12 protein-coding genes and 1 other RNA gene are annotated in these 10,511 nt (G+C 57.3%); 4 read left to right on the top strand and 9 right to left on the bottom strand.

Going from position 1 to position 10,511, the window contains the following annotated elements; translation table 11 throughout:
- Nucleotides 1-334 precede the first annotated feature (334 nt).
- Together rnpB and rsmI are read right to left on the bottom strand one after the other, a co-directional pair.
- Nucleotides 335-688: RNase P RNA component class A (rnpB, locus tag ACYZTX_RS07145), an RNA gene on the bottom strand.
- A gap of 75 nt (nucleotides 689-763) precedes the next feature.
- Nucleotides 764-1,669, bottom strand: a complete 906-nt coding sequence (rsmI, locus tag ACYZTX_RS07140; protein WP_462033482.1) for a 16S rRNA (cytidine(1402)-2'-O)-methyltransferase — start codon at nucleotides 1,667-1,669, stop codon at nucleotides 764-766.
- A gap of 176 nt (nucleotides 1,670-1,845) precedes the next feature.
- Here rsmI and ACYZTX_RS07135 point away from each other — a divergent pair, with 176 nt between their 5' ends.
- The 4 genes from ACYZTX_RS07135 (at nucleotide 1,846) to ACYZTX_RS07120 (ending at nucleotide 5,292) form a co-directional block, all read left to right on the top strand.
- Nucleotides 1,846-3,657 (top strand): penicillin-binding protein activator, encoded by a 1,812-nt coding sequence (locus ACYZTX_RS07135; RefSeq protein WP_462033481.1) that lies wholly within the window; start codon nucleotides 1,846-1,848, stop codon nucleotides 3,655-3,657.
- Nucleotides 3,657-4,019, top strand: a complete 363-nt coding sequence (locus tag ACYZTX_RS07130; RefSeq protein WP_462033480.1) for a YraN family protein — start codon at nucleotides 3,657-3,659, stop codon at nucleotides 4,017-4,019. Before ACYZTX_RS07135 ends, ACYZTX_RS07130 begins: the two co-directional genes overlap by 1 nt.
- A 104-nt stretch (nucleotides 4,020-4,123) precedes the next feature.
- On the top strand, nucleotides 4,124-4,717 hold the full coding sequence (locus ACYZTX_RS07125) for a phosphoheptose isomerase (protein WP_008025961.1): 594 nt from the start codon (nucleotides 4,124-4,126) through the stop codon (nucleotides 4,715-4,717).
- Entirely contained in the window at nucleotides 4,714-5,292 is a 579-nt protein-coding gene (locus ACYZTX_RS07120; RefSeq protein WP_008147477.1) for a BON domain-containing protein, read from the top strand. Before ACYZTX_RS07125 ends, ACYZTX_RS07120 begins: the two co-directional genes overlap by 4 nt.
- A gap of 181 nt (nucleotides 5,293-5,473) precedes the next feature.
- On the opposite strand, the gene ACYZTX_RS07115 is transcribed toward ACYZTX_RS07120, so the two are convergent.
- From ACYZTX_RS07115 to rplM, 7 genes are all read right to left on the bottom strand, one after another.
- The gene (locus ACYZTX_RS07115) at nucleotides 5,474-5,887 is read right to left on the bottom strand and encodes a ClpXP protease specificity-enhancing factor (protein WP_462033479.1); all 414 of its coding nucleotides are present in this window, start codon (nucleotides 5,885-5,887) and stop codon (nucleotides 5,474-5,476) included.
- A gap of 16 nt (nucleotides 5,888-5,903) precedes the next feature.
- Complete coding sequence (locus tag ACYZTX_RS07110; protein ID WP_027922678.1) at nucleotides 5,904-6,521, bottom strand: glutathione S-transferase N-terminal domain-containing protein; 618 nt, start codon at nucleotides 6,519-6,521, stop codon at nucleotides 5,904-5,906.
- A gap of 150 nt (nucleotides 6,522-6,671) precedes the next feature.
- On the bottom strand, nucleotides 6,672-7,454 hold the full coding sequence (locus tag ACYZTX_RS07105; RefSeq protein WP_462033478.1) for a cytochrome c1: 783 nt from the start codon (nucleotides 7,452-7,454) through the stop codon (nucleotides 6,672-6,674).
- A complete protein-coding gene (locus tag ACYZTX_RS07100; protein WP_064675962.1) occupies nucleotides 7,454-8,665 on the bottom strand; it encodes a cytochrome b in 1,212 nt (403 codons plus the stop codon). The genes ACYZTX_RS07105 and ACYZTX_RS07100 overlap by 1 nt, the downstream gene beginning before the upstream one ends.
- Nucleotides 8,665-9,258: a ubiquinol-cytochrome c reductase iron-sulfur subunit gene (petA, locus tag ACYZTX_RS07095; protein WP_007905300.1), complete on the bottom strand. Its 594-nt coding sequence runs from the start codon at nucleotides 9,256-9,258 to the stop codon at nucleotides 8,665-8,667. Before petA ends, ACYZTX_RS07100 begins: the two co-directional genes overlap by 1 nt.
- A 267-nt stretch (nucleotides 9,259-9,525) precedes the next feature.
- Nucleotides 9,526-9,918 (bottom strand): 30S ribosomal protein S9, encoded by a 393-nt coding sequence (gene rpsI / locus ACYZTX_RS07090; protein WP_003216038.1) that lies wholly within the window; start codon nucleotides 9,916-9,918, stop codon nucleotides 9,526-9,528.
- A 14-nt stretch (nucleotides 9,919-9,932) separates the two neighbouring features.
- Complete coding sequence (rplM, locus tag ACYZTX_RS07085) at nucleotides 9,933-10,361, bottom strand: 50S ribosomal protein L13 (protein WP_007905295.1); 429 nt, start codon at nucleotides 10,359-10,361, stop codon at nucleotides 9,933-9,935.
- Between the last annotated feature and the right edge of the window lie 150 nt (nucleotides 10,362-10,511).

Here is a 10,511-nt window from a genome sequence, read left to right as displayed (position 1 = left end):
AGCGTTTTGAGCTCAAAAAACCCACTTCATGCCACTTTCCGCCACTTGTGCACACTATAGGAATGCGGCCACCGCACCGTCAAGGCGCGGATTAAAGGAAAAGCCTTACAGAACTGAGATTTAGGAGTGTATTAGGAGGGGTACGGAGAATCAGACGTGTAATCCTGCTCAGTAACTTGAACCAGCACTGAGGGCTGCGCTCGGAAGTTAAAGTAATTTATTAAGAGTAAGATTTTTTCGGTCTTACGAAAGTGCTTCTGCCGACAATTATGTAAGGAGGGAAATTGCCATCAGCAGAGCCCTGCTCAATGATTTGAGCAGAGGAAAGAAAAAGGTGGAGAGTCGATCTGTAAGCCGGGTTCTGTCTTGAACAGTCATTCGTCTACGATGGCCATCACTGGACATCTTTAGCAACCTACCCGGTCCCAGCGCGGGCCACGCCTTGGGACCCTATTTGGTCTTGCTCCAAGTGGGGTTTACCTAGCCACGAACTGTTGCCAGACGTGCGGTGCGCTCTTACCGCACCTTTTCACCCTTACCGGCGCCGAAGCGCTTAGGCGGTTATTTTCTGTGGCACTTTCCGTAGGCTCACGCCTCCCAGGCATTACCTGGCACTTCGCCCTATGGAGCCCGGACTTTCCTCCCCCCCCTAATTCTCATAGAGGGCAGCGACTGTCCGATCGACTCTCCGCCGCGAAGGTTAACGGCAGAGCGGTTGAAGAACAAGTGCTAAACGCCTTGAGCCCCTTCTACACGTCGGGTTTTACTCGCCCTTCTGTTTGTCCAGCGCAACCTGATAGAGAACATTTTTACGCTCCCCGGTAATTTGCGCCGCCAAGGCTGCTGCACGCTTTAGCGGCATCTCTTCCAGCAACAGATTCAGAATGCGCATCGATTCACTGCTGACAGCGTCCTCGGTCTCGGGGGCAGACCAACCCGCCACCAACACCACGCACTCGCCGCGCTGCTGATTGCTGTCTGACTCGACGAACTCGCGTAACTCGGCCAGCGGCAAGCCTTTAAGGGTTTCGAAAGTCTTGGTCAGCTCGCGCGCCAGCAACGCCGGACGCTCGCCGCCGAATACCAGTTCCATGTCTTGCAGGCACTCAAGGATCCGGTGCGGGGCTTCATAGAAGATCAGCGTGCGCGGCTCTTCCTTTACCAACTCAAGACGAGCGCGCCGACCGACAGCCTTGGCCGGCAGGAAGCCTTCGAAGATGAAACGGTCCGACGGCAGCCCCGCCGCCGACAATGCCGCGATCAGAGCGCACGCGCCCGGAACCGGCACAACATTAATTCCCGCAGCACGGGCCTGACGCACGAGGTGATAACCCGGATCGGAAATCAACGGCGTGCCGGCATCGGAAATCAGCGCCACATCGTCGCCGGCGAGCAAGCGGGTGATAAAGCGGCTACCTTCATCCCGCTCATTGTGTTCATGACAGGCGGCCAACGGTGTTGGAATGCCGAAATGCTGCATCAATCGCTGGGAGTGGCGGGTATCTTCGGCGGCGATCAGGGCGACCTCGCGCAGGATTTTCAGCGCACGCGCACTGATATCGTCCAGGTTGCCGATGGGCGTCGCCACCACATAAAGCGAGCCAGCAGCGGAATTCAAAGCACCTGGAGCAGTCAAAGCGCACACCTCATGATCGGTAAAAGCCGCCATTGTAGCGCGTCGTGACGCTCGGGATACGCGCAAGCAGCACTCGGTTTTTCAGCCTTTTGAGCAGTGCCGCAACATTTGAACGAGCTAAATTGATCGATTCACGCCAGTAACATCGCGCCCCGGCCAGTGCTTGGGTACAATTCCACGCTAATTTGATCGAGTATCAGGAACACTACATGATCGCTTGCCTGCGGCTGTTCACTGCCCTCTGCCTCGCTGCCTTGCTGGCGGCTTGCGCCAGCTCGCCCTCCTCCAGCCTTGGCGAACTTCCACGGACCCCGGATGCCAGTATCGAGCAATTGCTCGAACAGGCCGCCCAAAGCAAAGACCCGGAAAAAGCCGCCCTGTTGCGCTTGAGCGCGGCTGACCTGGCTTATCGTCAGGGGAATGCCGGCCAGTCCGCGCAAATCCTGCAACAAGTCCCGGTCGAACAGCTCAAACCTGGCCAACAGGTTTTCGCCAGCACCCTGGCGGCTGAACTGGCCATGGTTCGCAATCAGCCCAAAGCGGCGCTGACAGCCTTGACTCATCCGAGCCTGCAACGCCTGAGCGAACTGCCGGTCGAGCAACAGGTTCGCACCGGCACCGTTCGTGCCCGCGCCCTTGAAGCCGACGGCCAGACCCTGGCTGCCGCACGGGAACGCATCTTCATCGCACCGATGCTTGAAGGTGAAGCGGCCAGCAAAAACCACGAAGCGATCTGGACCCTGATCGCTTCTTTGCCAACCGATCAATTGCAGCCGAGCGCCACCGATGACCTCGGCGGCTGGATGGGCCTGGCACTGGCGGTGAAAACTGCCGGCACCCTGGAACAGCAGCAAGCCGCGATCGACAACTGGCGCGCGCAGAATCCAAAGCATCCGGCCGCCATTCAATTGCCGCTGCCACTGACCAAACTCAAGGAACTGGCCAGCCAGCCCCTGGGCAAAATCGCCCTGCTGCTGCCGCAAGACGGCCCGCTGGCGTCGGTCGGCAAGGCACTGCGCGAAGGTTTCATGGCTGCTCACTACCAGGCGCAACAAGCCGGGCAGAAGCCGCCAGCCATCGAGTTCTATGACAGCTCGAAACTGACCTCGCTGGATGAGTTTTACCGCAAGGCGCAGGCCGATGGCGTGCAACTGGTTGTCGGCCCGCTGGAGAAGCCGCTGGTCAAACAGCTCAGCGCTCGCCCGCAACTGCCGATTACCACCCTGGCGCTGAATTACAGCGAAGGCGAACAAGGCCCGGCCCAGTTGTTCCAGTTCGGCCTCGCCGCTGAAGACGAAGCCCGCGAAGTGTCGCGCCGTGCTCGCGCCGATGGCCTGCATCGCGCCGCCATCATGGTGCCGAAGGGCGAATGGGGCGATCGCGTGTTGAGAGCGTTCAGCCAGGATTGGCAGGCCAACGGTGGCAGCATTGTCGCTACCGAGCGCGTCGACCAACCGGTTCAACTGGCCCAGCAGATTGCCGACATGTTCCAGCTGCGTCAGAGCGAAGGTCGTGCCAAGACCCTGCAAAGCACCGTTGGCTCGCAGGTCGCCGCCCAACCTTCGCGTCGCCAGGACATTGAGTTCATCTTCCTGGCGGCAACACCTCAGCAAGCCCAGCAGATCAAGCCGACCCTGAACTTTCAGTACGCCGGTGACGTGCCGGTTTACGCCACCTCCCACGTGTTCAGCGCCAGCGGTGACGTGAATCAGTACAACGACATGAACGGCATTCGCTTCTGCGAAACCCCATGGTTGCTGGAGGCCAACGATCCACTGCGCAAACAAGTGACCGCTCAATGGCCACAAGCTGCTGGCAGCCTGGGCCGCCTGTACGCGATGGGTGTCGACGCCTATCGCCTGGCACCACGCCTGGGGCAACTCAAGGCCTTGCCGGACAGCCGCATTGAAGGCCAATCGGGCAGCCTGGGCATGACTCAGAACCAACGTGTCGTGCGTCAGTTGCCGTGGGCGCAGTTCGTTAACGGTCAGGTTCAACGCCTGCCGGACACCGCGCGCTGATGCCTGACAGGTCACGCCAGCAAAGCGGTAAAGATGCCGAGCTACATGCGCTCGAGCATCTTCAACAACAGGGTCTGCGCCTGCTGGCGCAGAACTGGTTGTGTAAACGCGGCGAGCTTGATCTGGTCATGCTTGATGGCGATACAGTAGTATTCGTCGAAGTCCGCTACAGAAAAAACACTCAATGGGGTGGCGCGCTCGATAGCATCGATGAGCGCAAACGGCAGAAACTGATAGTTGCCGCGCAGTATTTTCTTCAGCGCGAGTCGCGTTGGGCCAATTCCCCTTGCCGTTTCGACGTGGTTGCCATCGACAGTAACCTTGATCAGTTGAACTGGTTGCAGAATGCCTTCGACAGCTGATCGCCTGCGTCCCGAACCGGACACTTTCACCCAACACTTTTGCTCTTTGCTTTGCGGGCTGCACATTCATGTGCCGAGTAGCCGCGCTAATTAAGGTCACACAGATGGACATGCAATCCCGAATTCGCCAGCTTTTTCAGGCCAGTATCGACACCAAGCAAATGGCGATGGACGTACTTGCACCGCACATCGAGCAAGCCAGCCAGGTGATGGTCAACGCCCTGCTCAACGAAGGCAAAATGCTGTCCTGCGGCAACGGAGGTTCCGCCGGTGACGCCCAGCACTTCTCGTCCGAGCTGCTCAATCGCTTCGAGCGCGAACGTCCGAGCCTGCCAGCCATTGCGCTGACCACCGACAGCTCGACGATCACCTCGATTGCCAACGACTACAGCTACAACGAAATCTTCTCCAAACAGATCCGCGCCCTCGGCCAGCCGGGTGACGTATTGCTGGCGATTTCCACCAGCGGCAACTCGGCGAACATTATTCAAGCGATCCAGGCCGCACATGATCGCGAAATGATTGTCGTAGCATTGACCGGTCGCGATGGCGGCGGCATGGCGTCGCTGTTATTGCCCGAGGACGTCGAAATTCGCGTACCGGCCAACGTCACTGCACGTATTCAGGAAGTCCACCTGCTGGCGATCCATTGCCTTTGCGATTTGATCGACAGCCAACTGTTCGGGAGTGAAGAATGACCCCTAATCGCCTAGGCCTTCTGGCCTTGACCCTGTGCCTCGGTATCAGCGGCTGCACCTCGGTAGTTAACGCCAGCCGTGAAGCGCCGATTGAAGATGATCGCGGCACCCGCACCTTCGGCAGTAAGATCGACGACTCGCTGATCGACACCAAGGTCGGCGTGAACATCGCCAAGGCCGATCCAGCCCTGGACAACGACTCGCACATCGTCGTCACCAGCTTCAACGGCGTCGTGCTGCTCGCCGGGCAAACCCCGAGAGCAGACCTCAAGGCCAAGGCCGAACAGGCCGCTGCAGCTGTTCAGCGGGTGAAGACGGTCCACAACGAACTGCAGGTCCTGCCACCCTCCGGCTTCCTTGCCCGCCAGAACGACACCTGGCTGACCTCCAAGATCAAGACCCAGATGCTCACCGACCCGAACATCCCGGGTTCGCGCATCAAGGTTGTTACCGAGAACGGCATCGTCTACCTGCTGGGCCTGCTGACCAAGCAGGAAGCCGCTCAGGCCACTAACCTGGTGCAAGGCGTTTCCGGCGTGCAGAAGATCGTGAAGTTGTTTGAATACATCGACTGACACCTACTCAACTGCGATGGCATCCCTGGATCGCCATCGACCTGTAGGAGCTGTCGAGTGAAACGAGGCTGCGATCTTTTGCTCTTTAAAAGCAACATCAAAAGATCGCAGCCTTCGTCAGCTCCTACGCTTGAAAGTGGTGAAATAAAAAAAAGGGCGATCCTTGCGGATCACCCTTTTTTTATTTCACCACTTTCAAACTGGGTCGACCGCTGGGACGCGGTGGCTCACTGTCGGGTGGCGGAATATCGTCATCCGGCTCGATCTCTTCCTCGTCTTCCATAGGCGATTCCAGATCAAACACCATGCCTTGACCGTTCTCCCGAGCGTAAATGCCCAGGATCGATGCGATAGGCACGAACAGGGTGTGTGGCACGCCACCGAAGCGCCCTTCGAAGCTGACCGCTTCGTTGTCCATGTGCAGATGACGCACGGCTGCCGGTGATACGTTCAGGACAATCTGTCCGTCACTGGCAAAACCCTGAGGCACCTGCACCGACGGATACTCGGAATTGACCAGCATGTGCGGGGTAAAATCGTTGTCCACAATCCACTCGTAGAGCGCGCGGACCAGATAAGGTCGACTCGAGTTCATAGCGGCTCCTTAAGCCTTAGCGCATATCACGTTCGACACCAGACAGACTCGCCTGGAAAGCCTCACGCGCGAAAGAGCGCTCCATGTAATCAAGCAGCGGCTTGGCAGGCCGCGGCAGTTCAATACCCAGAATCGGCAATCGCCAGAGTATTGGTAATAGGCAGCAATCCACCAGACTTTGTTCCTCACTGAGGAAAAACGGCTTGTCGGCGAACAACGGCGACACGCCGGTCAGGCTTTCGCGCAGCTCTTTACGAGCCACGACACGGGCTGCTTCCTTGGTCTTCGAATCCAGGATCAGATCCACCAGACCACACCAGTCACGCTGAATACGATGAATCAGCAGACGGCTGTTGGCACGCGCCACTGGATAAACCGGCAGTAACGGCGGGTGCGGGTAACGCTCATCCAGATATTCCATCACCACGGTCGACTCCCACAACGCCAGGTCACGATCGACCAGGGTGGGCAGGCTACCGTAAGGGTTCACTTCAATCAGTTTAGGCGGCTGACGGCCAGCTTCCACGTAGATGATCTCGGCGCTGACACCCTTCTCTGCAAGTACGATACGCACTCGGTGGGAATAGTGGTCGGCGGGGTCGGAGTAACAGGCCAACCGATTGGTCACGCCCATGGCGGTCCTCCTCGCTTGTTGAAATTATCGGAAGCGGAAAAACGCGCGCGCCCAGAGGGCGCCTCCCGTAACGCCTGGATCACCAGGCTCGTTACACCTTCAGAGACGCCCTTGGGCGCGCGCGATTAACAGCAATTGCTTAAAGCTTTATCAATGGACGTCTTTCCAGTATTCACGCTTGAGCAAGTAAGCGAATACGAAGAAGAACGCCAGGTACAGCAACACATAGGTACCGATGCGCTGATGCTGCAGCTTCACCGGGTTGGCCGAGTAGGCCAGGAAGGTCACCAGATTCTTGACCTTCTCGTCGAACTGCTCTTCGTTCAGCGTTCCGGTTTTCGGCAGTATGGTCAGCTGGTCGCAGGCTTCATGAGTCAAAGCCGTACCGGTCAGCGGATCGTATTGCTTCTTGCCGTCTTCGACGATTTGAACTTGTTTACAGCCTACCACCTGACGCCCCTGCAGGCCGACCAGAACGTTAGGCATCCCGACGTTCGGAAACACCTTGTTGTTCACGCCCCAAGGACGCGACGGGTCTTCGTAAAAGGACTTCAGGTAACCATAGAGCCAGTCAGTGCCACGAACGCGGGCGACCAAGGTCAGGTCGGGCGGTGCCGCACCGAACCAGGTCTTGGCGTCCGCCGGCTGCATGCCGATGCTCATGTGATCACCGATCTTGGCGCCGGTGAACACCAGCTTCGAGAGCATCAGGTCGTGCGGAATGCCCAGATCATCGGCGACACGCTCGTAACGCTGGAACTTGGCGCTGTGACAGCCCATGCAGTAGTTGGCGAATGTACGCGCACCATCCTGCATGGCAGCCTTGTCGGAAACGTCGATGTCGACCTTTTCCAGCTCAGGAGCACCCGCTGTCGACGCGAACGAGAACACAGGCATAGCAGCAAGAATCAGTACAGCAAATAGCTTTTTCATCAGCCAGTCACCCTTTCCGGAACCGGTTTGGTCTTCTCGAGCCTGGTGTAGAACGGCATCAGAATGAAGTAGGCGAAGTACAGGAAGGTACATACCTGCGACAGCAACGTACGACCTGGCGTCGGGGCCAGAACACCTAGAATGCCGAGGATCACGAACGAAACGCAGAACACCACCAGCCAGATTTTACTCAGCCAGCCTTTGTAGCGCATCGACTTGACCGGGCTTCGGTCCAGCCATGGCAGGACGAACAGCACCGCGATGGCGGCACCCATGGCGATAACGCCCAGAAGCTTGTCCGGAACCGCCCGCAAAATCGCGTAGAACGGCGTGAAGTACCAGACCGGAGCGATGTGCTCTGGCGTCTTGAAAGCGTTCGCCACTTCAAAGTTCGGCTTCTCGAGGAAGTAGCCGCCCATTTCCGGGAAGAAGAACACGATCGAGCAGAAGATGAACAGGAACACCACCACGCCGACGATATCTTTCACGGTGTAGTACGGGTGGAAGGCAATGCCGTCCAGCGGTACGCCGTTTTCGTCTTTGTGTTTCTTGATGTCCACGCCGTCCGGGTTGTTCGAACCGACTTCGTGCAGCGCCAGAACGTGCAGCACCACCAGACCGAGAATCACGATCGGCAAGGCGACTACGTGCAGGGCGAAGAAGCGGTTCAGGGTAATACCCGAAATCAGGTAGTCACCTCGAATCCACTGAGTCAGGTCGTCGCCGATGAGCGGGATTGCCCCAAACAGCGAGATGATCACCTGGGCACCCCAGTAGGACATCTGGCCCCACGGCAGCAAGTAACCCATGAAGGCTTCAGCCATCAGCGCCAGATAGATCAGCATGCCGAAGACCCACACCAGCTCACGTGGCTTCTGGTACGAACCGTAGAGCAAGCCACGGAACATGTGCAGATAAACCACGATGAAGAACATCGAAGCGCCGACCGCGTGCAACATACGCAGGATCGAGCCGTACTCGACGTCGCGCATGATGTATTCGACGGAAGCAAACGCTTCTTCCGCCGACGGGGTGTAGCTCATGGTCAGCCAGACACCGGTAACGATCTGGTTGACCAGAACGAGCAGTGCAAGGGAGCCAAAGAAATAGAAGAAGTTGAAGTTCTTCGGGGCGTAGTACTTGCTGAGATGGTCTTCCCACATTTTGGTCGCGGGAAAGCGCGCATCAACCCAATCCATGAACTTGCTCATCACGCTTTCTCCGTATCGACGCCAATGACAATGATGTCATCGGTCTCATAGGAATGCGGGGGAACTGGCAGGTTCAAAGGCGCAGGTTGCGACTTGTAGACGCGACCAGCCAGATCGTAGTGGGAACCGTGGCAAGGGCAGAAATAACCACCTACCCAGTCCTTGCCCAGATCCGCAGGTGCCACTTCTGGACGGAAGGTCGGCGAACAACCCAGGTGCGTGCAGATACCGATCAGCAGCAGAACCTCTGGCTTGATCGAACGCGTTTCCGGGTCGACATAGGTCGGTTGTGTCGAGTTCTTGGAGGTCGGGTCAGATAGCTGGCCCTCGATCTTTTTCAGATTCCCCAGGATTTCCTCGGTACGGCGGACAATGAACACCGGCTGACCGCGCCACTCAGCAATCATCTGCTGGCCTGGCTCGATCTTGCTGACATTCACCTTCACCGGTGCACCTGCGGCCTTCGCCTTGGCACTGGGAAACCATGACCCCACGAACGGGACCGCAGCCCCCACCGCTCCTGCAGCACCCACCACGGATGTGGCTGCTACCAAGAAGCGACGCCGGCCTGCATTCACGCCGTCATTGCTCATTCAGTCCTCTCCCATCAGCTTTGTGGCCTGTTAAATCAGGCATCTACTAAGTAAAAATCTGAACTTATAAAAATTTTGCCGAATGGTAATGAAAAGCCCCAATTCTGACAAGGTAATTACCGAGGGGCTCCACTGCCAAGCCTTGCAGTATAGGGCTTCTACGGCTGTGGCAAGTTGTCACAGAGCAATACCCCGGTAAATCGCACCCATAAAAAAACGCCCAGCTTCGCGAGGAAACTGGGCGTTCTTTTTGAACGCGAAAGCGAATTAACGCTTCGAGTACTGCGGACGCTTACGCGCTTTACGCAGACCAACTTTCTTACGTTCAACTTCACGAGCATCGCGAGTAACGAAGCCAGCTTTGCGCAGAGCGCCACGCAGGGTTTCGTCGTACTGCATCAGTGCGCGAGTGATACCGTGGCGGATTGCGCCAGCTTGACCACTTACACCACCACCGATCACGGTGACGTAGATGTCGAATTTCTCGACAGTCTCAGTCAGTTCCAGCGGCTGACGAACTACCATGCGGGCAGTTTCGCGGCCGAAGAAATTTTCCAGGGTGCGGTTGTTGATGGAGATGTTACCAGTACCCGGACGCAGGAAAACGCGTGCGGTTGCGGTCTTGCGACGGCCAGTGCCGTAATTTTGAGTCGCCGACATAATGAACTATTCCGTTAAAACTTCAGTTCTTGGGGCTGCTGAGCAGTATGAGGGTGTACAGCGCCCGCATAGACTTTCAGCTTACGATACATGTCGCGACCCAGCGGGTTCTTAGGCAGCATGCCTTTGACCGCGGTCTCGATCACGCGCTCAGGGGCTTTAGCAATCAGCTTTTCGAAGTTGATCGACTTGATGCCGCCCGGGAAACCGGAGTGGGAGTAGTAGATTTTGTCGGTGGTTTTAGCACCGGTTACACGAATCTGCTCGGCATTGATAACGACGATGTAATCGCCGGTGTCAACGTGAGGAGTGTACTCAGCTTTATGCTTGCCACGCAGACGGCTCGCGATTTCGGTGGCCAGACGACCCAGGGTCTGACCTGCAGCGTCGACGACAAACCAGTCGCGCTGTACTGTTTCCGGTTTAGCAGTAAAAGTTTTCATTCTTTATAGCCTCAGGGGCCGCCCTGTAAATTAGACGGCGGATCTTACTGAATAGTGCGTACTTTGACAAGTCAAAGGCAGCCGGATACAGACGCTTTCGGGGGCTCGGGTCGGCGCGTCCGTTCAACGGCAAGATTCTTCGGCGGCGGC

It is taken from the genome of Pseudomonas sp. MDT1-17 (genome assembly GCF_054898105.1).
The sequence above is the reverse complement of the archived record's forward strand: the minus strand, read 5'-3'. Positions and strand labels throughout refer to the sequence as shown.

Bases quoted from the DNA above. Each gene is read 5' to 3' on its own strand.
- rsmI (WP_462033482.1), bottom strand. From the start codon at position 1,669: ATGGCGGCTTTTACCGATCATGAGGTGTGCGCTTTGACTGCTCCAGGT.
- ACYZTX_RS07135 (WP_462033481.1), top strand. From the start codon at position 1,846: ATGATCGCTTGCCTGCGGCTGTTCACTGCCCTCTGCCTCGCTGCCTTG.
- ACYZTX_RS07130 (WP_462033480.1), top strand. From the start codon at position 3,657: ATGCCTGACAGGTCACGCCAGCAAAGCGGTAAAGATGCCGAGCTACAT.
- ACYZTX_RS07125 (WP_008025961.1), top strand. From the start codon at position 4,124: ATGGACATGCAATCCCGAATTCGCCAGCTTTTTCAGGCCAGTATCGAC.
- ACYZTX_RS07120 (WP_008147477.1), top strand. From the start codon at position 4,714: ATGACCCCTAATCGCCTAGGCCTTCTGGCCTTGACCCTGTGCCTCGGT.
- ACYZTX_RS07115 (WP_462033479.1), bottom strand. From the start codon at position 5,887: ATGAACTCGAGTCGACCTTATCTGGTCCGCGCGCTCTACGAGTGGATT.
- ACYZTX_RS07110 (WP_027922678.1), bottom strand. From the start codon at position 6,521: ATGGGCGTGACCAATCGGTTGGCCTGTTACTCCGACCCCGCCGACCAC.
- ACYZTX_RS07105 (WP_462033478.1), bottom strand. From the start codon at position 7,454: ATGAAAAAGCTATTTGCTGTACTGATTCTTGCTGCTATGCCTGTGTTC.
- ACYZTX_RS07100 (WP_064675962.1), bottom strand. From the start codon at position 8,665: ATGAGCAAGTTCATGGATTGGGTTGATGCGCGCTTTCCCGCGACCAAA.
- petA (WP_007905300.1), bottom strand. From the start codon at position 9,258: ATGAGCAATGACGGCGTGAATGCAGGCCGGCGTCGCTTCTTGGTAGCA.
- rpsI (WP_003216038.1), bottom strand. From the start codon at position 9,918: ATGTCGGCGACTCAAAATTACGGCACTGGCCGTCGCAAGACCGCAACC.
- rplM (WP_007905295.1), bottom strand. From the start codon at position 10,361: ATGAAAACTTTTACTGCTAAACCGGAAACAGTACAGCGCGACTGGTTT.